General features: G+C 72.7%; 19 protein-coding genes and 3 pseudogenes. 12 read left to right on the forward strand and 10 right to left on the reverse strand.

What is annotated here, in order from left to right:
* Window positions 1–161: 161 nt before the first annotated feature.
* Window positions 162–1,787, forward strand: coding sequence for a malate synthase A (gene aceB / locus AB0L59_RS11045; protein ID WP_365581667.1), 1,626 nt, complete (start codon window positions 162–164; stop codon window positions 1,785–1,787).
* A gap of 6 nt (window positions 1,788–1,793) precedes the next feature.
* Here aceB and AB0L59_RS11050 read toward each other — a convergent pair whose 3' ends face one another.
* Both AB0L59_RS11050 and AB0L59_RS11055 read right to left on the reverse strand, forming a co-directional pair.
* Window positions 1,794–2,069, reverse strand: coding sequence for an Rdx family protein (locus AB0L59_RS11050; RefSeq protein WP_365581669.1), 276 nt, complete (start codon window positions 2,067–2,069; stop codon window positions 1,794–1,796).
* The gene (locus tag AB0L59_RS11055) at window positions 2,066–2,980 is read right to left on the reverse strand and encodes a HipA family kinase (RefSeq protein ID WP_365581671.1); all 915 of its coding nucleotides are present in this window, start codon (window positions 2,978–2,980) and stop codon (window positions 2,066–2,068) included. The genes AB0L59_RS11050 and AB0L59_RS11055 overlap by 4 nt, the downstream gene beginning before the upstream one ends.
* A gap of 381 nt (window positions 2,981–3,361) precedes the next feature.
* On the opposite strand from AB0L59_RS11055, the gene AB0L59_RS11060 reads away from it, so the two are divergent.
* Window positions 3,362–4,102, forward strand: a complete 741-nt coding sequence (locus AB0L59_RS11060) for a CAP domain-containing protein (RefSeq protein ID WP_365581672.1) — start codon at window positions 3,362–3,364, stop codon at window positions 4,100–4,102.
* Between the two features lie 32 nt (window positions 4,103–4,134).
* Here AB0L59_RS11060 and AB0L59_RS11065 read toward each other — a convergent pair whose 3' ends face one another.
* Window positions 4,135–5,649, reverse strand: a complete 1,515-nt coding sequence (locus tag AB0L59_RS11065; protein WP_365581674.1) for an IucA/IucC family protein — start codon at window positions 5,647–5,649, stop codon at window positions 4,135–4,137.
* Between the two features lie 85 nt (window positions 5,650–5,734).
* Here AB0L59_RS11065 and AB0L59_RS11070 point away from each other — a divergent pair, with 85 nt between their 5' ends.
* From AB0L59_RS11070 to AB0L59_RS11080, 3 genes are read left to right on the forward strand one after another with little or no spacing between them, the layout of a single operon-like run.
* Complete coding sequence (locus AB0L59_RS11070) at window positions 5,735–7,276, forward strand: IucA/IucC family protein (RefSeq protein WP_365581675.1); 1,542 nt, start codon at window positions 5,735–5,737, stop codon at window positions 7,274–7,276.
* A 9-nt stretch (window positions 7,277–7,285) separates the two neighbouring features.
* On the forward strand, window positions 7,286–8,548 hold the full coding sequence (locus AB0L59_RS11075) for a VWA domain-containing protein (protein ID WP_365581677.1): 1,263 nt from the start codon (window positions 7,286–7,288) through the stop codon (window positions 8,546–8,548).
* Complete coding sequence (locus AB0L59_RS11080; RefSeq protein ID WP_365581678.1) at window positions 8,548–9,348, forward strand: hypothetical protein; 801 nt, start codon at window positions 8,548–8,550, stop codon at window positions 9,346–9,348. Before AB0L59_RS11075 ends, AB0L59_RS11080 begins: the two co-directional genes overlap by 1 nt.
* Window positions 9,349–9,515: 167 nt before the next feature.
* Here AB0L59_RS11080 and AB0L59_RS11085 read toward each other — a convergent pair whose 3' ends face one another.
* The gene (locus tag AB0L59_RS11085; RefSeq protein ID WP_365581679.1) at window positions 9,516–10,142 is read right to left on the reverse strand and encodes a winged helix-turn-helix transcriptional regulator; all 627 of its coding nucleotides are present in this window, start codon (window positions 10,140–10,142) and stop codon (window positions 9,516–9,518) included.
* A gap of 81 nt (window positions 10,143–10,223) precedes the next feature.
* On the opposite strand from AB0L59_RS11085, the gene AB0L59_RS11090 reads away from it, so the two are divergent.
* The 5 genes from AB0L59_RS11090 to AB0L59_RS11110 all read left to right on the forward strand — a co-directional run bounded on the left by AB0L59_RS11090 (window position 10,224) and on the right by AB0L59_RS11110 (window position 15,375).
* Window positions 10,224–11,432, forward strand: a complete 1,209-nt coding sequence (locus tag AB0L59_RS11090) for a pyridoxal phosphate-dependent aminotransferase (protein ID WP_365581681.1) — start codon at window positions 10,224–10,226, stop codon at window positions 11,430–11,432.
* A gap of 198 nt (window positions 11,433–11,630) precedes the next feature.
* Complete coding sequence (locus tag AB0L59_RS11095; RefSeq protein WP_365581682.1) at window positions 11,631–13,406, forward strand: trypsin-like serine protease; 1,776 nt, start codon at window positions 11,631–11,633, stop codon at window positions 13,404–13,406.
* Between the two features lie 125 nt (window positions 13,407–13,531).
* Complete coding sequence (locus AB0L59_RS11100) at window positions 13,532–14,131, forward strand: histidine phosphatase family protein (RefSeq protein WP_365581684.1); 600 nt, start codon at window positions 13,532–13,534, stop codon at window positions 14,129–14,131.
* A 133-nt stretch (window positions 14,132–14,264) separates the two neighbouring features.
* Window positions 14,265–14,900 (forward strand): hypothetical protein, encoded by a 636-nt coding sequence (locus tag AB0L59_RS11105; protein ID WP_365581685.1) that lies wholly within the window; start codon window positions 14,265–14,267, stop codon window positions 14,898–14,900.
* A 52-nt stretch (window positions 14,901–14,952) separates the two neighbouring features.
* Entirely contained in the window at window positions 14,953–15,375 is a 423-nt protein-coding gene (locus tag AB0L59_RS11110) for an acyl-CoA thioesterase (RefSeq protein WP_365581687.1), read from the forward strand.
* Window positions 15,376–15,387: 12 nt separating this feature from the next.
* Here AB0L59_RS11110 and AB0L59_RS11115 read toward each other — a convergent pair.
* Window positions 15,388–15,789, reverse strand: a pseudogene (locus AB0L59_RS11115) (helix-turn-helix domain-containing protein).
* A 101-nt stretch (window positions 15,790–15,890) separates the two neighbouring features.
* Here AB0L59_RS11115 and AB0L59_RS11120 point away from each other — a divergent pair.
* Window positions 15,891–16,043: pseudogene (locus tag AB0L59_RS11120) on the forward strand (MFS transporter); the annotation flags it as partial.
* A gap of 79 nt (window positions 16,044–16,122) precedes the next feature.
* Here AB0L59_RS11120 and AB0L59_RS11125 read toward each other — a convergent pair.
* The gene (locus tag AB0L59_RS11125; protein ID WP_365581689.1) at window positions 16,123–16,977 is read right to left on the reverse strand and encodes an NAD(P)H-binding protein; all 855 of its coding nucleotides are present in this window, start codon (window positions 16,975–16,977) and stop codon (window positions 16,123–16,125) included.
* A gap of 96 nt (window positions 16,978–17,073) precedes the next feature.
* On the opposite strand from AB0L59_RS11125, the gene AB0L59_RS11130 reads away from it, so the two are divergent.
* A complete protein-coding gene (locus AB0L59_RS11130) occupies window positions 17,074–17,871 on the forward strand; it encodes a helix-turn-helix domain-containing protein (RefSeq protein ID WP_365581691.1) in 798 nt (265 codons plus the stop codon).
* Window positions 17,872–18,061: 190 nt separating this feature from the next.
* On the opposite strand, the gene AB0L59_RS11135 is transcribed toward AB0L59_RS11130, so the two are convergent.
* From AB0L59_RS11135 to AB0L59_RS11150, 4 genes and pseudogenes are all read right to left on the reverse strand, one after another.
* The gene (locus tag AB0L59_RS11135; protein ID WP_365581692.1) at window positions 18,062–18,688 is read right to left on the reverse strand and encodes a TMEM175 family protein; all 627 of its coding nucleotides are present in this window, start codon (window positions 18,686–18,688) and stop codon (window positions 18,062–18,064) included.
* A 64-nt stretch (window positions 18,689–18,752) separates the two neighbouring features.
* Window positions 18,753–20,120, reverse strand: a complete 1,368-nt coding sequence (locus AB0L59_RS11140) for a nucleobase:cation symporter-2 family protein (protein ID WP_365581694.1) — start codon at window positions 20,118–20,120, stop codon at window positions 18,753–18,755.
* A 553-nt stretch (window positions 20,121–20,673) separates the two neighbouring features.
* Window positions 20,674–22,059 carry an 8-oxoguanine deaminase gene (locus AB0L59_RS11145; protein ID WP_365581696.1) on the reverse strand — a complete coding sequence of 462 codons (1,386 nt, stop codon included), beginning with the start codon at window positions 22,057–22,059 and terminating at the stop codon, window positions 20,674–20,676.
* A gap of 69 nt (window positions 22,060–22,128) precedes the next feature.
* Window positions 22,129–22,551 (reverse strand): annotated as a pseudogene (locus AB0L59_RS11150) (solute carrier family 23 protein); the annotation flags it as partial.
* Between the last annotated feature and the right edge of the window lie 105 nt (window positions 22,552–22,656).

Consider the following 22,656-nt stretch of genomic DNA (forward strand, 5'->3'; position numbering starts at 1 on the left):
TTGCCTCGACCCGGAGAATCTCGACATCAACAAACCATTGAAGTTCCACGATGAGGAAACTACTATCCACTGTTCAGAAGCGCCTGCCCGCACAGTCGGCGCTGTTCGCCCTATTCGTGCCACTAGGCACCCGGTGCCACCGCTGAAGGAAGTGACAGCTCATGTCCGCACCAGCGCCGTCTCCGCTGGCCATCGTCGACGCCGAGCCTCTGCCCCGGCAGGAAGAGGTCCTCACGGACGCGGCGCTCGCCTTCCTGGCGGAGCTGCACCGGCGGTTCACCCCGCGCCGTGACGAACTCCTCGTCCGCCGGGCCGAGCGCCGCGCCGAGATCGCCCGCACCTCCACGCTCGACTTCCTCCCCGGGACGGCCGCGATCCGCGCGGACGACTCCTGGAAGGTCGCCCCGCCCCCGGCCGCGCTGAACGACCGGCGCGTCGAGATCACCGGCCCCACCGACCGCAAGATGACCGTCAACGCGCTCAACTCGGGCGCGAAGGTCTGGCTCGCCGACTTCGAGGACGCCTCCGCGCCCACCTGGGAGAACGTCGTCCTCGGCCAGGTCAACCTGATCGACGCCTACACGCGGAACATCGACTTCACCGACCCGAAGTCGGGCAAGTCGTACGTCCTGCGTCCGGACGAGGAGCTGGCGACGGTCGTCATGCGCCCGCGCGGCTGGCACCTGAACGAGCGTCACCTCGTCGACGCCGACGGCCGCGCCGTGCCGGGCGCCTTCGTCGACTTCGGCCTGTACTTCTTCCACAACGCCCAGCGGCTGCTGGACCTCGGCAAGGGCCCTTACTTCTACCTGCCGAAGACCGAGTCGCACCTCGAAGCGCGGCTGTGGAACGACGTGTTCGTCTTCGTGCAGGACTACGTCGGCATCCCGCAGGGCACCGTCCGCGCCACCGTCCTGATCGAGACCATCACGGCCGCGTACGAGATGGAGGAGATCCTCTACGAACTGCGCGACCACGCCGCCGGGCTGAACGCCGGCCGCTGGGACTACCTGTTCTCCATCGTCAAGAACTTCCGTGACGGGGGCGCGAAGTTCGTCCTCCCGGACCGCAACGCGGTGACGATGACGGCCCCGTTCATGCGGGCGTACACCGAACTCCTCGTCCGCACCTGCCACAAGCGCGGCGCGCACGCGATCGGCGGCATGGCGGCCTTCATCCCGTCCCGCCGTGACGCCGAGGTCAACAGGGTGGCCTTCGAGAAGGTCCGCGCCGACAAGGACCGCGAGGCGAACGACGGCTTCGACGGCTCCTGGGTCGCCCACCCCGACCTCGTGCCGATCGCCATGGAGTCCTTCGACAGGGTCCTCGGCGACAAGCCGAACCAGAAGGACCGGCTGCGCGAGGACGTCCGCGTCGAGGCGGCCGACCTGATCGCGATCGACTCCCTGGACGCGAAGCCGACGTACAGCGGTCTCGTCAACGCCGTCCAGGTCGGCATCCGGTACATCGAGGCCTGGCTGCGCGGGCTCGGCGCGGTCGCCATCTTCAACCTGATGGAGGACGCGGCCACCGCGGAGATCTCCCGCTCCCAGATCTGGCAGTGGATCAACGCGGGCGTCGAGTTCGAGAACGGCGACACGGCCACGCCGGAGCTGGCCCGCAAGGTCGCCGCCGAGGAGCTGTCCGGCATCCGCCAGGCGATCGGTGAGGAGGCCTTTGCCGCCGGCCACTGGCAGGAGGCCCACGACCTGCTGCTGAAGGTCTCCCTGGACGAGAACTACGCCGACTTCCTCACCCTGCCGGCGTACGAGCAGCTCGAGGGCTGAGTCCCCTCAGGAAGCCGGCCCGTCCGAGTGGCCCAGGGACTTTCCCGGGGCCACTCGGTCGCGTACGGCCCGTTTGACGGCCGTGGGCTCCGGGAAGCCCTGTTCGCCGCGGTCCCAGACCGTCTCGCCGTCGACCCTGACGACGAAAACCCCGCCCGTGCCGGGCTTCAGCGCCAGCTCGGTCAGTTCCGCCTCGAAGGTCGTGAGCAGTTCCTGCGCCAGCCAGGCGGCACGCGGCAGCCAGCGGCACCGGGTGCAGTACTCGATCTCGACACGGCTCATCCCAGGTGCACCGACCAGTCCTGTTCGGCCGCGGGCTTGCCGTGCAGGTCGGGGACCTGTTTGAGCCACGTGGGACGTCCCTGCCGGCTCTGCGCAGCGCGCAGCGCCTCCTCGGCGGCGAGCTCCTCCCGGCTGGGGAAGTCCAGGGGCAGCCAGGCCTCGGACGCCTGCACGCGCGCGTGGAGGTAGTCCACATAGGCCGCGCGGATGTCGTCCGGCGTCGCGAACCCCTCCTCTCCGGCCAGCCAGGCGTCCGGCACCTCGGCGGCGATGTCCCGCAGCAGTTCCCGCGTCACCTTCGGCGCCAGCTCCGCGTCGGCCGCGCGGACGTCGGGGCCGTAGTGGCCGAGGGCGTGGTGGCGGAAGTCGTAGGCCTTGGCCGGGTCGGAGCTGTCCCAGCGGTGGTGGAAGACAAGGGCGGCGCCGTGGTCGATCAGCCACAGGCGCGGGGGCACGGTGCCGAAGGTCGGCCAGATCATCAGGTTGGAGCTGTGGACCGTGCGGTCGACGTTCACGGTCAGGGCGTCGAGCCAGACGATGCGGCCCGCTTCCAGGGCGTCCACGGGGAAGACCTTCGCGACCTCCGGGGTGAAGTCGCGCGCGCCCGGCAGGTAGTCCATGCCGAGGTTGAGGCCGCGGCTGGCGGCGTGGAGGTCGCGCACCTCCTGATGCGGCTCGCTGTCCGCGATCACCGGGTCGAAGTGGACGAGGACCAGCTCGGGGAAGCGCAGACCGAGCGCGCGGGCGAGCTCGCCGACGATCACCTCGGCGACCAGTGCCTTGTGCCCCTGCGCCGAGCCGGTGAACTTCACGACGTACGTCCCCTCGTCGTCGGCCTCGACGACCCCGGGCACGGAGCCGCCGGACCGCAACGGGGTCACGTATCGAACAGCAGTCACGTCGCGCAGCACACGGCCACCCTAAATCAGGTGAGCCGACCACCGAGGTCTCGAGAGTGACATCCCTCACAGCCCGCTCGGCAACTAGGCAGGCCGCGTAGTAGACGCGGCTCCGCTGACATATGGGATTTGTCCGGCTTGCCGTGAGGGCGGGCCGCCCGTCGAGTGACGCCGGGCCGGCCCCCCGGCGTCGTCCCGTATCCCTCGGCCACAGGCGTTTTCTGACGGGCCGCCAGCATCCAGCAAACGTCACTGCCGCGAACCCGGCATCTCCTCGCCCGCCTGGCAAGACGCGCGTCCGTCTACTAGCCGAGGTCGTAGCAGCGGCCCTTTGCGCTCCTTGTGAGCCCTCCTGAGAATGAGCCCTCGGCGATCACCGAGTGAGGTTCACGCATGGCCAAGCACCGCAAGAAGCAGCAGTTCCGGCGGATAGTCATCAGCACCGTCGCCATCGGCGCGGTGGGCATACCGTCCGTCGCCCTGGCCTGTTCCGACTGGCCGCACGACACGACGGACCGGGCCGACGTCGTCGCGACGAGCACGCCACAGCAGCGCGAGCACCACGGCCATCCGCATCACCATCGCAACGGCCACCACCACGCCGGCACGCCGCGGCCCACCGCGTCCCCCACGCACCGGCCCACCGCTCACCCGAGCCCCCACACGACGACGACGGCGCCCAGCACTCCCAGGGCCACTGCCACCCCGTCCAAGGCTCCCTCCACGCCGAGCACCCCGAAGCCCACCGCCACGGCGTCCGGGGTCACCGCGCGCATCCTGCAGCTCGTCAACGCCGAGCGCGGCAAGGTGGGTTGCCGGCCCCTGGCCCTGAACGCGGCGCTGATGAAGGCCGCGCAGGCCCACAGCGCGGACATGGCGGCCCACCGGAACATGTCGCACACCGGGTCCGACGGGTCGTCCCCGGGCGACCGCATCACGCGGGCCGGCTACGAGTGGAGCGCCTACGGCGAGAACGTCGCCTACGGCTATGCCACCGCGGACCAGGTCATGACGGGCTGGATGAACAGCCCCGGGCACCGGGCCAACATCCTCAACTGCTCGTTCAAGGAGATCGGCGTCGGCCTCGCGCAGCCGGGCAGCTACTGGACCCAGGACTTCGGCACCGCCCGGTAGGACACGGTAAGGCCCGCTCACTCCACCGCAGGTCAGCCGGTCGCCAGCGGGTTCGGCAGCGGGAGGTAGCGGGCGTCCGCGCCGTCCGCACCGGTCCAGCGCAGCAGCAGGTTGGTCTTGCCGGGCAGGGTGGGCGAGCCGAGCAGAGCGGGGATCTCGGGCAGGGCGTGCCGGGCGAGTTCGCGGCGGGCGGCTGGCCAGGGGTCGAGGCCGTGGTGGTGTTCGGCGAGGGCGGCGGCGATCTCGACGAGGTGGTTGACGACCAGGCAGTACACCAGCCGCTCCCAGCCCGCGGCCCGGCTCACGTCCGGCAGCAGCTTGGCGCCCTCGGCGTCCCGGAACAGCGCCTGGACGGGCAGGCCCGCCGCGTCCACGGCGACGAGCGTGTTCTGCAGATGGGCCTCCAGGACGACCCCGTGGTCGTCGAACGCGGTGAGGGCGGGCGGCACCACCTGCCGCAGATACGCCTCCCACCAGGCCGCCGGGTCCGCCGTCGCCGCCAGCGGGCTGCCGTCGAAGCCCTCGGCGAGCCCGGCGGCGAGCAGGGGGGTGGCACCCGGCAGCAGATGCCCGCGCAGGCCGTCCCGGACGAGGACGGCCAGCTCCTCGAAGGCGAAGGCGGCCGTGCGGTAGCCGCGGTCGCTCAGCCAGGCCGCGGGCGGGCCCACCGCCGCGAAGGCGTGCCGGGCGGCCGTGTCCGTACGGCGCAGCCGGCGCAGGTCGTGGCGCCACAGACGGCGGATGTCGTTGGTGATGCGGACGTCCAGGCTGAACTTGAGGAACAGGTCGCGCCGGGGCTCGTACACCGTGCGGATCGCCGCCGTCGGCCAGGTGTCGAAGGCGGTCGTGCCGAGGCGGAGCAGGCGCCCGTCGGCGAAGGCGTCCGCCAGCTCCCGGCCGACCAGGTCCAGCTGCCAGGGGTGGGCGGGCAGCAGCCGGTAGCCGGGGGGAGCCGTGCCGAGCGCGTCCAGGACGCCGGTGTCGCCCTCCTCGGCCACCTGGTCCGCGCGGACGGCGAGCAGCACCAGCGGGAAGCGGGCGTGCGCCTCGGGGGCGTACGGCAGCCACGACGCGACCGGGCCCCCGCCGCGCGCCTTGGGGGCGGGGTGGTAGGGGTGGCCGGTGATCAGGGACTGCTCGGACCGCAGATAGGGATCCGTGGGCGCCGTCGCCCGGGCACGGGCCGTGAGCAGCGCGGCGACCGCCTCCCGGCTGTCGACCATCTCGGCGGGCAGGTCGCCGCCCGGCAGCCCGGTGTGCCGGCGCAGTTCCTCGGCGACCAGTTTCACCAGCTCGGTGTGGCCGACGCGGTGCCAGGTCCCGGCGACGCACACCTCGGGGTCGACGGGACGCCGGCCGCCCCGCACGCGCAGCAGCCGCCCGCTGGGCAGCCGGTGGACCCGCGGGCCAGCGGGGCCCTCGAGCGGCTCGGCCACCTCGCGCAGCAGGCAGTTCAGCAGCGGCGCGGCCGCGTAGGCGTCGGCGCGGCGGCCGACGGCTCCGGTGGCGGGGGCTCCGGCGGAGGGGAAGGCGTCCACGCGATCCATTCGTTTCGTCCGGGCTGGTCACGATCAGTATGTCTGTCGTCCTGGACAATCGTCCTGCGCACCGCGTGTACCCGAGGAGCCGACCGTGCACCGTCCCCCCACCGCCGAGGCCGAGGTCGTCGAGGAGCTGACCACCCTCCGGCCCGCGCTGCTGCCCCGGTACACGGCGGAGCTGCCGGGCGCCCGCGCCGCCGTGCTGACCCGGCTGTGGCGGGCGCTGGCCCATGAACCGTTGCCGTGGGTCACCGGCCGGGTGCGCGGCGCCCACAGCCTGGCCCTGCGGCTCGCCGACGGCCGGACGCTGTACGGGCCGCACGCGGACCCGTACGCCACGAGCGCGTACGTCACCGGTGTCCGCCTGGACCGGGAGCGCCATGTGGACCCGGCCGGGCTGATGACCGCGCTCGGGGTGCCGCACGCCGCCGGCTTCGCCGCCGAACTGGCCGGGAGCGTCGCCTCGTTGGCGCTGTCTCGGGCCGACGCGGATCACCCTAAGGAGTGGCCCGTGGGGGTCCCCCCGGCCGAAGGCCGGAGGAGGGACTGGGAGTGGGAGCAACGGGTGACCGACGGGCATCCGTACCACCCCAACTGCCGTTCCCGGCCCGGTTTCTCGGTGGCGGACGAGCTGGCGTACGGCCCCGAGCACCGGCCGGTGGTGAAGCTGGGGACGGTTCCGGTGCCGGCGGACGGGTGCCTGGTGACCGGCGACTGGCCCGAGGAGCTGCGCGACGGGGAGCGGCTGCTGGTGCCCGTGCACCCCTGGCAGGCCGACCACGTCCTGAAGCGGTCGTACGCCCCCTGGCGCGCGGCCCGTCCCCTGCTGTCCCTGCGCACCCTGGCCCTCCCGGACGGCCCGCATGTGAAGACCGCGCTGAGCGCCCGGCTGACGTCCTCCGTGCGGGACATCTCCCCGTACTCGGTGCAGGCCGCCGCACCCCTGTCCGACCTCGCCGAGGAGCTGGCGGCGCGCAGCGACGGCCTGCTGCACGTCACCCGCACGCTGGGCGCGGTCTCGGCCCACTCCCCCGACCTGGCGGCGCTGCTGCGGGAGCCGCCCGAGACGTACGCGGCTGCGGGCGAGTGGGTCCTTCCGGTGGCCGCGCTCGCCACCACCGGCCTGCCGGACTCGACTGCCTGGACGGCCGCGTTCGCGCGGCTGGCGCTGACCGTGGGCCTGCGGCTGCTCGACCTCGGTGTCGCCCTGGAGGCGCACGGCCAGAACCTGCTGGTGGTCCTCGCGGCCGACGGCACTCCGCTGCGGCTGGTCTACCGCGATCTGGCCGACGTCCGGATCAGCCCGGCCCGCCTGACCCGGCACGGCATCACCCCGCCGCCGCTCGCCGGCCGGCTGGTCACCGATGACGAAACGGCCCTGCGCCGCAAGCTGTTCGGCTCCCTGGTGGCGGGCGCCCTGGCCGGTACGGCGGGTTCGGGCCCGGCACTGGGTGCGGCCCTGTCGGCCGCGGTACCCGATCTGCCCGACACATCCGACCTGCGCGCGCTGCGCGAAGGCCCGCTGCCGGCCAAGGCGTTGACCCTGATGCGGCTGTCGCCGCAGACCCCGGGCGACCAGTGGACCTCCCTGCCCAACCCGCTCGTTTTGGAGCCCGCACCGTCTGATCAATAAGATCCGGCGATGATCACAAGACAACGGCTGGCGGCGGGCGTCTGTGCTCTGCTCGCCGCCCTGGCGGCCGGGGTCGCGTTCCCCGGCGGAGCCGTCGCCGACGAGACGCGGGCGGCCGCTCCGAAGGTCGAACTCGTGCTGGACGTCAGCGGTTCGATGCGGACGCGGGACATCGACGGCGGCACCCGGATGGCCGCGGCGAAGCAGGCGTTCGACGAGGTGCTTGACGCGACGCCGCAGGAGGTCCGGCTCGGCATCCGCACCCTGGGCGCCAACTACCGCGGCAACGACCGCAAGGAGGGCTGCAAGGACACCGCACAGCTCTACCCGGTCGGCCCGCTCGACCGGACCGACGCGAAGACGGCGGTGGCCACGCTGCAGCCGACCGGCTGGACGCCGATCGGACCCGCGCTGCTGAAGGCGGCGGACGACCTCGCGGGTGGCGAGGGAAGCCGCCGTATCGTCCTGATCAGCGACGGTGAGGACACCTGCCAGCCGCTCGACCCGTGCGAGGTGGCCCGCGAGATAGCGGCCAAGGGCATCGGCCTGACCATCGACACCCTCGGCCTGGTGCCGGACGCCAAGACCCGCGACCAGCTCAGCTGCATCGCGGACGCCACCGGCGGCACCTACACCGACGTACGGCACAAGGAGGAACTGTCGGACCGGGTCGGTCAGTTGGTCGACCGGGCGGCCGATCCGGTGGTGACCCCGGTGGCCACCGAGGGCGCCGCGCAGTGCGAGACGGCACCGACGCTGAAGTCCGGGCTGTACACGGACCGCGAGGAGTTCGGGCAGCAGCGCTGGTACAAGGTCGACGTCGATCCCGGCAAGGAGCTGCGCGCCTCGGTGAGCGTGGCCGACGACCGTGCCGTGAACCCGGACTACGGGGTGCTGCTGCGCGCGGTGACCGTGCACGGGCGGGAGATCGTACGCGGCGAGGCCGCCGGCACGGGCCGTACGGATGTGATCTCGACGGGCCTGCGCTACCCGAAGCCGGACAGTGACGACGACAACGCGCCCGCGGAGACGGTGTGCCTGCAGGTCACCAACTCCTTCTCGGCCGTGCCGGGCGTCAAGACCGCGCCCGGCCTGCCACTGGAGCTGACGGTGGACGTCGTCGACGGGCCGTCCGGGCACCACGACGTGGCCTCCTTCGGCCTCGGTCGCGGCTGGTGGCTGCTGGGCGCACTGGTGCTGACCGGCTTCCTGGCGGGTCTGCTGTGGGGCTGGCTGTCGCGGTGGCGGGTCGCGGTCTGGAGGACGAACTGATGCGGATCACACGTGTGCTGAGCGCCGCGCTGCTGGCGCTCGGGCTCGCGGCCGGGCCGGCCGCGGCCGACTCCTCGCCGTCTCCGAGCGCCTCCGCCGACGGCGCGGCGCCCACCCGGGCGGGCACCTCCTTCCGTACGGCGACGGAGGTCCGGCAGGGGCAGCAGGCCACCGCGTCCGGCTCCACCGGTGACTACCTGTACTGGTCGTTCCCGGCGGACACCGGGCAGCGCCCCACCGTCAGGGCGACGGTGAGGCTTCCCGCCACGCACGGGGCGCAGACCTGGCAGATCGACGTGTACGACGGACTGCGGCGCCGGCAGGCCTGCCAGTACGGCGCCGCGAGCCGTACGGCCGGGCAGGGGGCGTCGTCCGTCGACCTGGCGTGTGTGCTGCGCACCGTGCGCGGCTGGTCGGAGCCCTGGGCCGACGACCCGCTGCCGGGCACGTACTACGTCCGGCTCACGGTCGTGGACCTCGGCTCCGCCGACCTCGGCAAGCCGGTGAGCGTCGAGGTCCGGGCCGACTCCAAGGACATCGGCGGCGCGGCGGCGGTCGACGGTTCGCTGGCCAAGCCGCTGGTGCCCGGGATCGCCGCCAAGTCGCAGGAGAGCGGGGACGGTTCGAGGACGGCGGTGCTGTCCAGCTTCGGCTCGGACGACGGCTGGTCGTCGGGCTGGTGGTCCGACCGGTGGGTGTGGACCGCGACCGGGGGCGTGCTCGCGGCTCTCGCCGGGATCGGCGGGTATGCGTTGACGCGGGGGTCGGGAAGACCTTCCCGGGTGCCGCCGAACGTGTGAGCCGACGTGGCTGAAGGCCCGCCTGCCGGCGGGCCTTCAGCCTTCTCCCTCTCCCGCCCACCGACTCGGCCGGACAGACGGACGGCGACCAGCGGCCGGCCCGGCGCGGGAGAGCCGGGAGGCGGCGGGGCTCGGCCGGTCGGGGGGGTGGGGGCCGGGGCGGCGGGTCACGCCTCCCGCAGGGCCTTGGCCGGTGTGCCGTCGCCCGTCACCGTCACCCGGCCGGCCCGTACCGCGTCCCGCAGGCCCAACTCGCCCCGGGCGACGGCCTCGCAGGTCGCCGCGTCCATGGTGAGGCGGGCGTCGGCCTCGCCCGGCGCCGGACCGTCGCCGTACACCGGGCCGGCCTCCGCGCCGAGCCGCAGATGGAAGACCCCCTCCGCCAGCCGGACTTCGACCAGCCCCTCGCCTTCCAGGACCCGCAGGAGCGGCAGCGCGAACCAGTGCGCGCGCACCGCGTCCGTCGGGCGCCGCTCCCCCAGCCCGCCCTCGCCCCACCGCCCGAGCGCCTGCAGCACGGGCAGCAACCGCTGTCCCCGGCCGGTCAGTTCGTACACGTAGGCCGCACCGGGCGGAGGCAGCTTCCGCCGGGTCGTGAGGCCGTCGCGCTCCATGTCCTTCAGCCGGGAGGCGAGTACGTCCGTGCTCACACCGGGCAGGTCCGCGTGCAGGTCCGTGTAGCGGCGGGGGCCGGCCAGCAACTCCCGGACGATCAGCAGGGTCCAGCGGTCGCCGACGAGATCGAGGGCGCGGGCTGCGGAGCAGTACTGGTCGTAGCTTCGGCGTGGTGACATGCGACGCAGTCTAGACAAGGTGTTGGACTTTCCAAGCGCCTACTTGGTAAAACCAAGCAACACCAGTTTCCGGAGGGGCGCATGGAGTTCCGGCAGTCGAACAAGCTCAGCGAGGTCTGTTACGAGATCCGCGGCCCGGTGATCGAGCACGCCAACGCCCTGGAGGAGGCGGGGCACAGCGTGCTGCGCCTGAACACCGGCAATCCCGCGGCCTTCGGCTTCGAGGCACCGGAGGAGATCCTCCAGGACATGATCCGGATGCTGCCGCAGGCGCACGGCTACACCGACTCCCGCGGCATCCTCTCCGCCCGCCGCGCGGTCGCCCAGCGCTACCAGAACCTGGGCGTGGAGGTCGGCGTCGACGACGTGTTCCTCGGCAACGGCGTCTCGGAGCTGGTCTCCATGGCCGTGACGGCCCTGGTCGAGGACGGCGACGAAATCCTGATCCCCGCCCCGGACTTCCCGCTCTGGACGGCCGTGACCACCCTGGCCGGCGGCAAGGCGGTGCACTACCTCTGCGACGAACAGGCCGACTGGAACCCGGATCTGGCCGACATGGCCGCGAAGATCACGGACCGGACGAAGGCCGTGGTCATCATCAACCCCAACAACCCGACGGGCGCGGTGTATCCGAAGGAGGTCGTCGAGGGCATCCTGGACCTGGCCCGCCGGCACGGCCTGATGGTCTTCGCCGACGAGATCTACGACCAGATCCTGTACGACGACGCCGTGCACCACTCGGCCGCCGCTCTCGCCCCCGACCTGGTCGTCCTCACCTTCTGCGGCCTGTCGAAGACGTACCGGGTGGCGGGCTTCCGCTCCGGCTGGCTGGTCGTGACCGGCCCCAGGCAGCACGCGAAGGACTATCTGGAGGGGCTGACCATGCTGGCCTCCATGCGGCTGTGCGCCAACGCCCCGGCCCAGTACGCCATCCAGGCCGCGCTCGGCGGCCGCCAGTCCATCCGCGAACTGACGCTGCCGGGCGGCCGGTTGCACGAGCAGCGGAACGTGGCCTGGGAGAAACTCAACGAGATCCCGGGCGTGTCCTGTGTGAAGCCGAAGGGCGCGCTGTACGCGTTCCCGCGCATCGACCCCGGGGTGCACAAGATCCACGACGACGAGAGGTTCGTCCTCGACCTGCTGCTGCGCGAGAAGATCCAGGTGGTCCAGGGCACCGGCTTCAACTGGCCCTCCCCCGACCACTTCCGCATCCTCACCCTGCCGCACGCGGAGGACCTCGAGGCGGCGATCGGCCGCATCGGGCGGTTCCTCGGCGGGTACCGGCAGTAGCCCGTTTCGTGCCGTCGCGCACGTGTGCGAAGATCACCCCGCACGGCCGGGGGACCTCCACGCAGGGCAGGGCACCGCGGGCTCTCGGTGCGCGCCCGACCAGCGCCGCATCGCGGCTCCCCCCGGTCCGGTTCGATCAGACCAGGGGGAGCACCGTTGTTCTCGTACAGAAGACCGTCCTCGTCACGCATACGCCGGGTGACCGTCGCCGCGGTGTGCGGCGCCGCCCTGGGCGGCGGGATGCCCGCCGCCCAGGCCGGGACGGCCGGATCGCCGGCGCCCTCCGCCGGGCAGGAGGCCCGGCAGGCCGCGCGGTTCTGGACCGCGCAGCGCATGGCGGACGCCAGGCCGCTGGACGGGGAGCGGGCGGCACCGGGCGGGGGCGGGCCGGGGGCCGCGGCGGCGGGACGGCCGCAGGGCACCCTGTTCACGGGGACCCGGCTCGTGGGGACGTTCTTCGGGTCCGACGGGCCGGGCGGCACCACCTGGCACTGCACCGGCAGCGTCATCGACACCACCGTACGGAACGTCGTCCTCACCGCGGCCCACTGCGCGCTGAGCATGAAGGGCGACTACATCTTCGTCCCGCAGTTCGCGCAGGGCGCCGGCCCCGACCAGCAGCCGTACGGCATCTTCCACATCCAGCACCTCTACATCGACCCCCGGTACGCGCCCGACAAGGGCTCGTCGACGACCAAGGGGCCCTCGTCCGACCTGGACACGGCGTTCGCCCGGGTCTCGCCCAACCAGAACGGGCAGAGCCTCCAGGACGCGGTGGGCGGCGGGCTGACCTTCAGCCGGGCCGACGGCTACGCACACCAGAACGTCACCGTCGTCGGTTACCCCTCGTACCAGCACAACCGCACGGGCCAGGCCGTCAAGTGCACCGTGCCGACGACGCAGCTCCCCGGCTACCGGCAGCTGGCCATGACCTGCGGAGGCTACTACGGCGGCACGTCCGGCAGTCCCTGGATCACCGACTACCAGGACGACGCACGCACCGGGCACGTCATCGGCAACCTCGGCGGCTACAACGGCGGCGGCAACGACGCGAACGTCGACTACATCAGCTACGCCCCCGCGTTCGGAGCCGACGCCGCGAACCTCCTCGCCGACGCGGTGGCCGGCCAGGACCCGCCCTCCGGCCTGCCGCCGTACCAGGGTCTGCAGTTGCCCGGTGGCGCGGCCCGCTGGCAGAAGGCCGCGCTGATGGCCTCCGCCGACTACACCGGCGACCGGCTCGGCGATCTCCTCGTCGTCTGGTCCGACGGCGGGGTCACGCTGTACCCCGGGGACGGCCAGGGCGGGTTCGGGTCCGAGAAGCGGTTGCTGAAGGCCAACTCCACCTGGACGCATGCCCGGAGCGTCACCGGCGGCACCTTCGGCGGCGGCCGGCCCGGCCTGCTGGTGCGCTGGTCCGACGGCGAGGTCACCCTCTACCCGGCCCTCGGCACCTCCGGGGTGGGCCGCGAGGTACAGATGGCGAAGTCCGGCTCCGACTGGAAGAACGTCGTACAGCTCACCGCCGGGCAGTTCCACGGGGCCAAGGGCGCGACCGACCTGCTGGCGCGCCGGTCCGACGGCAGCCTGATGCTGTACACGGGGATCCGCTCCGGCTCCTTCGGCACCGGCAAGCGGCTCGTGGGGGCCAACAGCACCTGGACCGAAGCCGCGCTGCTCAGCGGCGGCGCCTTCAAGGGCACTAGCGGCGCCGACCTGCTCGTGCGCTGGTCCGACGGCTCGCTCGACAGCTACACCGGCGTCTCCTCCGCCGGGCTCGGCACCCGGTCCCGGCTGCGCGGCCCGAACGGCACCTGGCAGCACGCCCAGGTCATGACCACGGGCGACCTCACCGCCGACCACACCGGCAACGACCTGGTCGTGCGCTGGTCCGACGGCGAGACCTCGCTGTACGCCGACACCGGCGCCAAGGCCCTCGGCACCGAGAACACCCTGGTCCCCCCGGGCACCTGACCGACGCCCACTGGTACAGCACCGCGATCGGTGCCCGGGGAGAACGGCCGTCTGGCGCAGTCCGTCCTGCGGGCGGCGCCCTCCCTGTGACACCGTGCTGGCAGGCGAGCGGGAAGGGCGCGGACGTGAGTGACCTCTTTCTCGTCCGGCACGGTGAGACCGAGTGGTCGCGCTCCGGACGGCACACGGGCTGGACCGACGTACCCCTCACCGAGCACGGGCGGGAGGAGGCGCGCCGGCTGGTGCCGCTGATCCGCTCGCACCGGATCGGGGCCGCGTTCGTCAGCCCCCTGCAGCGGGCCCGGGAGACCGCCGCGCTCATCGGGATCCATGACGCTCGGGTCGACGCCGACCTGCGCGAATGGGACTACGGCGGGTACGAGGGCGTGACCACCGTGGAGATCCAGCGCAGCCGGCCCGGCTGGTTCCTGTTCACCGACGGGGTCGCGCCGGGACCGCCGGAGCACCCGGGCGAGAGCCCGGAGCAGGTCGGCGAGCGCGCCGACCGGATGCTGGCCAAGGCCGACGCCGCCCTCGCCAACACGGAGGGCGTCGTGGTCCTGGTCGCCCACGGCCACTTCCTGCGCGTTCTCACCGCCCGCCGCCTCGGTCTCCCGCCCCAGCACGGAGCCCTGTTCCAGCTCTCGACGGGGGCACTGGGCCGCCTGGGCACGGAGCACGGGCGGCCGGTGGTGGCGGGGTGGAACATCCGGCCGCGGGAGTAGGAGCGGGCCGGGCACCGGGGCGGCCAGCGCCCCTCCCGCACGCTACGGGCGTTGTCGTACCCGGGTCGTACGCTGCGCATGGGCCGTCTGACCGGCGGCCACCGGACAGGGGCGGCATCGGAAGGAGCGCGCCATGACACGACCGCCTACCGCAGCGCAGCGGGGTGTGATCGAGGCCGCCGATCCGGTGACCGGGCGGCTGCGGGGCACGGAGGCACAGCTGGCGGCGCTGGTGAAGCGGGGACTGGCCTTCCGGCACCCGCGGCCGCCGCACGAGCACTTCCTGACCCCGGCGGGGCATCGCATACGGGAGGCGGTGCCCGACTCTGCGGCCGCGGCGGTGACCGAGGCGCCCGTGGCGGACACGGGGGTGTTCGCGGCGCGGGTCGGCGGGGAGGAGGAACCGCCGGCGGACGGTGCGGCGCGGCTGCGTGAGGTGCACAGCGCCTGGCAGGGGCTGCTGGAGCTGCGCCGGATGACCAGCACCGACGGCGCGGTGGACCGGCCGTGCGGCTGGGAGCGCGCACATCTGGTGCGGGCGGCGGCGCTGGCCCTGGAGGCGGCGGGGCACCGTCCGGCGGGCGGGGACGCGGACGGTTACCGGGTGCGTGCCACGCCGCAGCCGGAGGCGGTCGCCGTGTACGCGCCGGACGCGCAGACCCTGGCGGCCTGCGCGGCCACGCTTCAGCGCACGGGCTGGCAGGCGGGCGAGTACACCGAGCCGAGGACGCGGGTGCGCTATCTGCTGGCCTCGCCGCGGCGGGCGTGAGCGGCGTGCCAAGATCGATCGACCGGAGATCCGAACGCGAGAAGGGCAGACAGTGGCCGAACCGTTTTCCGTCCGTGTGACCGTCCGAGGCTACGAGACCGACACGCAGGGACACCTCAACCAGGCCGTGTACCTCAACTACGCGGAGCACGCCCGCTGGTCGCTGCTGCAGGCGGCGGGGATCAGCCAGGCACGGCTCGTGGGCAGGGGGGTCGGCCCGGTCGCACTGGAGACGACGATCCGCTTCCGGCGCGAACTGCTCGCCGGGGACGAGGTCGACGTGACCGCCGCCTTCGAGTGGGGCGGCGGCAAGACGTTCCGGATCGTGCAGGAGATACGCAAGGCCGACGGGACACTGGCGGCCGAGGTCAGCGCGGTGGGCGGCCTGATGGACCTCAAGGAGCGCAAGCTGGTCGCCGACCCGCGGGAGGTGTTCAAGGAGCTCACGACGGACGTCGCGCTGTTCGGGCTGTAGGCGCCCGAGGGCCTACGCGTCGAGCAGCTCCGGCCGGTGCTCGGCGTCGTAGGCCGCGCGCGCCTCGGCGACGTACATCCGGTTGCGCTCGGCCCAGTCGGTCAGCCCGCAGCAGGGTGTCGATCAACTCATGGGCGACGGGCGTGAGTCCGTACTCCGCCTTCGGAGGCACGGTCGGATGCACCGTGCGGGTCACCAGGCCGTCGCGCTCCAGGCTGCGCAGGGTCAGGGTGAGCATCCGGCGGCTGATGCCCTAGATGCCGCGCTCCAGTTCGGTGAACCGGATGGGGCCGTGCGAGGCGGCGCCGAGGATCTGCACGCCCCTTTGCCGGCCACCCTGTCAAGAACCTCGCGGACGGGGCAGGCCCGCGCGTTCACTGCCTGGGCGGCAACACCGGTGTTCCGCTGGGACATCGGACCGCCTCCTTACGCCGGTCCCCATGGCCACTCACGCTGGTCCCCGTTACAAGACGTGCACCAAGGTGAAGACGAAGAACGGGGCAGCCATGTCGGCCCTGGTGGGCGGTTCGCTGGGTCTGGCGGTCCTGGGCACGCTGGCGGCGAAGCGCACCGGCGGTCTGCTCGACCGGGGCGCGGAGCTGATCCCGGCCACCGCGGAAGGCTACCGGCTGGCGTTCCGGGTGGCGACGGGGATCGCCGTGGCGGCGCGGGTGCCGGCGGGGGCGGTGCTGCCGGCCGCGGCGCCGGTGAGGTGGCCCCACCGGCTCCCGCGACCGTCCCCTCGCCTCAACGTGCCCCGAAGTGGCTCTTGTTGTCCTCGGCCCACTCCAGGAACGACCGGGCGGCCCGGCCCAGCACCTCGGGGACGTCGGCGGTGACCGTCGCGTTGTGTCCGTCGCGGACGTAGGTGAGGCCGGTCAGCACGTCCTGCGCCCGCGTCTCGTCGAAGCCCCAGGCGGTACGGAGGAAGTCGCGGGTCTCGTCGGGCGACAGGGTGCGTACGGTGAGCGGGCGGCCGAGGACCGCGGACAGCACGGCGGTCTGGTCCGGGACGCTGATGGCCTCCGGTCCGGTCAGGGTGTACGTCCGTCCCGCGTGTGCCGTATCGAGCAGGGCCCGCACCGCCACCTCGGCGATGTCCCGCGGGTCGATCACGCCGGAGGGACCGTCGCCGGTCATGTTCGGCACCGGCTCGCCGCGCCGGACCGCCTCGGCCCAGGCCAGCGCGTTGGAGGCGAACGACGACGGCCGCAGGAGGGTCCACTGCGCCCCGCTCTCCCGTACCGCCCGCTCGCCCTCCGCGTGCCACCTTCCGGACGGGCCGGTCGCCGCGTCGTCGACGCCGATGGCCGAGAGTTTCACCAACCGGCCCACCCCCGCCGCCCGGGCCGCCGCCACCAGTGCCCTGTCGTGGTCGGCGCCGGGCCCGGGCGGGCCCACGAGGTACGCGGCCGTCACCCCGGTCATCGCCGCCTCAAGGGAGTCCGGGTCTGCGTAGTCCCCGCGGACCGTCTCCACCCGGGGGGTGATCCGGGCCCGACGCGGGTCACGGGTCAGGGCACGCACCTTCTCGCCGCGCGCCGTGAGCTGTCGTACGACTTCACTGCCGGTGGTGCCCGTGGCACCCGTCACCAGAATCATGGGGTAGACGGTGGCCCGGCCGAGGGGGTCGGCTCTTGGAAATTCCGGCACGGTCGGGCCGGCCGCACGGCGGTGCCCGGCCCGTACGGTGGAGGGGTGCCGACGACCACCGCCGAACACGTGCCGGTCACGCCGGGAGTCCTGCGTCCCTGGATCGCGGGGGTGCGCACCCTGGTCTTCGCCGAGCCGCCGGAGGAGACGTTCGTCCATCTGCCGGACGCGGTGACCAAGGTGGTGCTGCGGGTGACGGGGGACGGGCGGCGCGACGTCCTCGCGGTCGGGCCGCGGGTGCGCGCCTCGTACCATGAGGGGAAGGGCGACATCTCGTGTGTCGAACTGCGCCTCGCGCCGGGCACGGTGCGGCCCCTGCTGGGGGTGCCGGCCGCACACCTGGTCGGCCGGACCGTGTCGTTGGACGGGCTGCCTGCCCGGGCGGCGCGCCGGCTCGCCCGGGAGCTGCGCTGGCTGGACCCGCAGGAGGCACTGCCGCGGATCGCCGAGGTGCTGCCCGGGCTGCTGTCCGAGGCGGTCGATCCGGCCCGTGCGGCGCTGCTGCGGGCGGGCGTGGCGTCGTTGTCGGTGCGGATGGACCGGGCGCCCGCGCAGGTCCGCGACGTCGCCCGGGAACTCTCCGTCAGCGAAAGGCAGTTGCGGAACCTGTTCGCCGACGGCGTGGGCGTCTCACCGAAGCACTTCGCCCGGATCGAGCGCATTCGCACGGTCGTCACGCGGGCGGGAAGCGCCCCCTGGGCCGACCTGGCCGCCGCCACCGGCTACTTCGACCAGGCCCATATGACGTCCGACTTCCGTGCCCTGATGGGGGTGCCGCCGAAGTCCTACGTCACCGGGCGGCTGCCGGCGGTGATGCCCTGCCAGGTGGGCCGCCAGGCCTGAATCCGGATGCGCGGCCGTGCCCGGGACCGCCGTGCTGCCGAGCCCTGTCCGCACGACACGTCAGGCCCAGCCGCCGCTGAACCTCCGTCGGCATCGAGGCCGGCGGCTTCAGCCCGGCGGACCCGGAAGACCACACCTTCCACGATGAACTGCGGCCCGTCTCCGGCGACTTCGTCCCCGCCGGCGAAGCTCATGGCGTGGCCTGGTCCCGGTGGAGCGGCACCGCTACCTGGTTGAAGCCGTAGTAGAGGGCGAGCAGGCCGTGCGCGGCCAGGGTGAGCGGGGCGGAGGCGAAGGCGAGGCCCACCGTCAGAGGGTAGCCGAGGGAGCCCAGCGCGAAGCGTGCCCGGGTCGCACGGGCCGCCGCGGTGTCCACGCGCGCGTCGAAGAGGTGGCCGGTGCGGGTGAGATGCCACCACAGGGCCTGGAAGGCGAGCGCCATGGCGACCATGACCAGGCTGTAGACCGCGGCCGCCGCGTGCGAGGCGGCGTCCTCGCGCAGATACTCGGCGAGCATGGCGGTCGGCCAGGGCACGGCGGCCACGACCATCAGCACCAGCAGGTTCAGGAACATCAGCGGCCGGTCGACCCGGGCGACATAGCTGAACAGCTGGTGGTGGTTGACCCACATGATCCCGATGACCAGGAAGCTCACCGCATAGGCGGCGTACGACGGCCACTGCGCGCCGATCGCGTGCCACAGGCCGCCGTTCCCGCCCGCCCTGGGCACCTTGATGTCCAGGACGAGGAGCGTGATGGCGATGGCGAACACGCCGTCGCTGAAGGCCTCGACCCGGCCTGACTCGTTCATGGACATGCGCCCAAGACTGCCGCACTCCGCGGTGCGGGGTACCGCGAACAGCCGTACCCCGCACCGGTTCTCAGTGTGTGGGCGTCAGTTCCTGCCCGGCTTCCATGGGGTGGGTGACGTCCTCGGCGTCACGGTTCCTGCCGATGTGGTTGAAGACGAGGTTGAGCAGCACGGCGGTGACGCAGCCGGTGGAGATGCCGGAGTCCAGGACGATCTTCGCGGTGTCGGGGAAGGCGTGGTAGAAGCCCGGCGCGGTGATCGGCACGATGCCGACCGCGAGGGAGACGGCCACGATCAGGACGTTGTTGTCCTTCTCCAGCCCGGCGCGGACCAGGGTCTGGATGCCGCTGGCCGCGACCGAGCCGAACAGGACGACGCCGGCGCCACCGAGGACCGGGCGGGGGACGACCGCGATGAGCGAGGCTGCCATCGGGCACAGACCCATCAGGACCAGGAAGCCGCCGCCCACGGCGACGACGAAGCGGCTGCGGATCCTCGTCATGGCGACGAGGCCGATGTTCTGCGCGAAGGCGCTGCACATGAAGCCGTTGAACAGGGGGCTGAGGGCGGAGCCCAGGGTGTCGGCGCGCAGGCCGGCGGCGATGGTCTTCTCGTCGCTGGGGCGCTCGACGATCTCGCCGAGCGCCAGCATGTCGGCGGTGGACTCCGTCATGGAGACGACCATCACCACGCACATCGACAGGATCGCCGCGAGGTGGAAGGTGGGGGCGCCGAAGTGGAACGGGGTCGGGAAGCCGACCACGGCGGCGTGGGCGACGGGGCTGAAGTCCGTGACGCCGAAGGGTATCGCGATGAGCGTGCCGATGATCAGGCCGAGCAGGACCGCTATCTGCTTGACGAAGCCACGGGTGAAACGGCGCATCAGCAGCACGATCAGGAGCGTGATGCCGGCCAGGGTGAGGTTGGTCGTCGAGCCGTAGTCGCTCGCCTCGGGGTCGGGGCCCTGGGCCCAGCCGAAGGCGACGGGGAGCAGGGAGACGCCGATCAGGGTGATGACCGAGCCGGTGACGACGGGTGGGAAGAAACGTATCGCCTTGCAGAAGACCGGGGCGGCGACGAAGCCGAGGATGCCGGCGACGATGACCGCGCCGAAGATCATCGGCAGGGCGTCGGACTTGTCCTTGGTGGAGGCGACGATCGCCGTCATCGGGGCGACACCGGCGAAGGTGACGCCGTTGACGAAGGGCAGCCGGGCGCCGATCTTCCAGAAGCCGAGGGTCTGCAGGAAGGTGGCGAGCCCGGCGGTGAACAGACAGGCTCCGGTGAGGAAGGTGAGGTCTTTGCCGGACAGGCCTACGGCCGCGCCGACGATCAGGGGCGGGGCGACGACTCCCGCGTACATGGCGGCCACGTGCTGCAGGCCGCTGGTCGCCATTTTGAGGGCGGGGAGTTTCTCGTCAACAGGATGGACGGCCACGGCGGCTCCTCCGGGCGGTTAACACGTCGTCGACGTGGGTTTCATGGAGGTGGTGCGGGTGGTCGTGCGGGACCGGGACGGGGTGGCGCTTGAGCGGGCCGAGCGGTGCCGTCCGGGGCGTGTGCGTGCACACGCCCCGGAACGGCTGCCGTGGACCCCGCTCGGGTCCACGGACCCCGGCCGGGAGCCGTCCCTCCCGACCGGAGCGTTCCGGCGGGCCGCCCGCAGGGGCCGACCGCCGCGTCCTTCCGGCACGCGCCCGTGCGGGGCCACCTGCCGAGTCCTCCGGCGAGCCGCCTGTGGGGGGCGGTCGCCACGTGTGCGGGCGGGCCACCCATGAAGGGTGACCGCCGCGTTGTACGGCGGGCCGGCCGCAGGGGCCGGTCTGCCGGGTCCTACGGCGCCCCCTTTACGGGGCGACCGCCAGGTTTGCCGACGGGGCACCCGTACGGGGTGACCGCCGGCCTTCGGCGCACCCCGCTCGGGGCGGCGTCCGCCGAAGTCGTACGGCGGGCCGGCCGTAGGGGGAGCCGGCCGCCGACGGGCGTGGGGATCAGACCCGGGCCATGATCCGGGCGAGGCGCTGGGCCTCCTCGCGGGTGGAGCGGGCGATGGCGTCCTCGTCGACGGTGGTCAGGCGGCCGTCCGTGACGATCTGCCGGCCGTTGACGAAGGAGGCCGTGACCGGCGCCGCCGCACCGAAGACCAGCGCGGTCACCGGGTCCGCGATGGAGGCGTGGGCGAGGGTGTCCATCTTCCACAGCACCACGTCGGCCAGCTTGCCGGGCTCCAGCGAGCCGATCTGGTCGGCGCGGCCGAGCACCTGGGCGCCGCCGTAGGTGCCGAGCCTGAGCGCCTGACGGGCGTTCAGCGCGGCCTCGCGGTGCGCGCCGAGGCGGTTGATCAGCAGGGCGTTGCGCAGCTCGGTGTGGAGTTCGCCGGACTCGTTGGAGGCGGTGCCGTCCACGCCGAGGCCGACCGGGACGCCCGCCTTCAGCATGTCGGGGACGCGCGCGATGCCGGCGGCGAGGCGGGCGTTGGAGGACGGACAGTGGGCGACACCGGTCTTCGTACGGGCGAAGGCGGCGATGTCGGAGTCGTTCATGTGGACGCAGTGCGCCATCCACACATCCTCGCCGAGCCAGCCGGTGGACTCGAAGTAGTCGGTCGGACCCATGCCGAACAGCTCGTGGCAGAACTTCTCCTCCTCCACCGTCTCCGAGCCGTGGGTGTGCAGCCGCACGCCGAGCCGGCGCGCCAACTCGGCTCCCTGCCTGAGGAGTTCGGTGGAGACGGAGAACGGCGAGCAGGGGGCGACCGCCACCTGGGTCATGGCGTCGAAGGAGGCGTCGTGGTGCTGCTTGACGGTCTCCTCGGTCGCCGCGAGCGCGCCCTCCAGCGTCTCTACGGCGAAGTCCGGCGGCAGACCGCCGTCCTTCTCACTGCGGTCCATCGAGCCGCGGGCCAGGGTGAAGCGGACACCCGTCTCCGCGGCGGCCCGGATGATCGAGCCGGACAGGTCGCCGGAGCCGTGCGGGTAGACGTAGTGGTGGTCCATGGCGGTGGTGACACCGCCGCGGGCCATCACGGCGAGGGACCCCTGCGCGGCCGCGTACGTCATCGGCTCGTCGATGCGCGCCCAGACGGGGTAGAGCGCCACGAGCCAGTTGAACAGGTTGTGGTCGGTGGCCAGGCCCCGGGTGATCCACTGGTAGAAGTGGTGGTGGGTGTTGATCAGACCGGGCGTGGCCAGATGGCCGCTCGCGTCGATCCGGCGCACCACGTTCTCCAGGCCTTCGGGGGCCTGCCCGGCGCCGACCGACTCGATGCGGTTGCCGGCGAGGACGAGGTGCCCGGAGGCGTACTCGGTGTCGCCCGCGTCCACGGTCGCGATCGCGCAGTTCTCGATGACGGTGCGCTGGTCTGCCGATGGTGCCATGGTGCTTCCTTGTCTTTCAGTGGCGGCCCGTGGGCGGGGAGGTGTCCACGGGGAGGGCACGGCAGGACCCTAGGAGGATTTGAGTGCCGCAGCGGGAGCGCCGCTCCGGGTGCCGAGATGGTGGAAGAAGAGGTTGAGCAGGACCGCGACGAGCGCGCCCGCGCTGATGCCGGAACCGAGCACGGTCCGCGCCCAGGCCGGGAAGCCGGCGTAGAACGTCGGCGCGGCCAGCGGGATGATGCCGGCTCCGAGCGCCACGGCGACCAGGATGATGTTGGAGCTGTCGTCCAGGCCCGCCTCGGACAGGGTACGGATCCCGCTGACGGCGATGGAGCCGAAGAGCACGATGCCCGCGCCGCCGAGGACCGGCATGGGGACCAGTGAGACGACCGCGCCGAGGACCGGGAAGGCGCCGAGCACCAGCAGGGCGCCACCGGCGACGGCGACGACATAGCGGCTGCTCACCCGGGTGAGGGAGACGACGCCGACGTTCGGCTTCTCGTCCACCGGGTGCACGGACGTCACGTAGTCCTCGGTGTGCACCGGCGGGGTGGAACAGGGGGCTTCGGCCGGCCCCTTCGCAGGCTGTGCCATGGT

Source organism: Streptomyces sp. NPDC052109, assembly GCF_040680195.1.
Taxonomy (GTDB): Bacteria; Actinomycetota; Actinomycetes; order Streptomycetales; family Streptomycetaceae; genus Streptomyces.

Excerpts from the sequence above, each read along its gene's own strand:
- aceB (WP_365581667.1), top strand. The coding sequence starts at position 162 with ATGTCCGCACCAGCGCCGTCTCCGCTGGCCATCGTCGACGCCGAGCCT.
- AB0L59_RS11050 (WP_365581669.1), bottom strand. The coding sequence starts at position 2,069 with ATGAGCCGTGTCGAGATCGAGTACTGCACCCGGTGCCGCTGGCTGCCG.
- AB0L59_RS11060 (WP_365581672.1), top strand. The coding sequence starts at position 3,362 with ATGGCCAAGCACCGCAAGAAGCAGCAGTTCCGGCGGATAGTCATCAGC.
- AB0L59_RS11065 (WP_365581674.1), bottom strand. The coding sequence starts at position 5,649 with ATGGATCGCGTGGACGCCTTCCCCTCCGCCGGAGCCCCCGCCACCGGA.
- AB0L59_RS11075 (WP_365581677.1), top strand. The coding sequence starts at position 7,286 with ATGATCACAAGACAACGGCTGGCGGCGGGCGTCTGTGCTCTGCTCGCC.
- AB0L59_RS11080 (WP_365581678.1), top strand. The coding sequence starts at position 8,548 with ATGCGGATCACACGTGTGCTGAGCGCCGCGCTGCTGGCGCTCGGGCTC.
- AB0L59_RS11085 (WP_365581679.1), bottom strand. The coding sequence starts at position 10,142 with ATGTCACCACGCCGAAGCTACGACCAGTACTGCTCCGCAGCCCGCGCC.
- AB0L59_RS11090 (WP_365581681.1), top strand. The coding sequence starts at position 10,224 with ATGGAGTTCCGGCAGTCGAACAAGCTCAGCGAGGTCTGTTACGAGATC.
- AB0L59_RS11105 (WP_365581685.1), top strand. The coding sequence starts at position 14,265 with ATGACACGACCGCCTACCGCAGCGCAGCGGGGTGTGATCGAGGCCGCC.
- AB0L59_RS11125 (WP_365581689.1), bottom strand. The coding sequence starts at position 16,977 with ATGATTCTGGTGACGGGTGCCACGGGCACCACCGGCAGTGAAGTCGTA.
- AB0L59_RS11135 (WP_365581692.1), bottom strand. The coding sequence starts at position 18,688 with ATGTCCATGAACGAGTCAGGCCGGGTCGAGGCCTTCAGCGACGGCGTG.
- AB0L59_RS11145 (WP_365581696.1), bottom strand. The coding sequence starts at position 22,059 with ATGGCACCATCGGCAGACCAGCGCACCGTCATCGAGAACTGCGCGATC.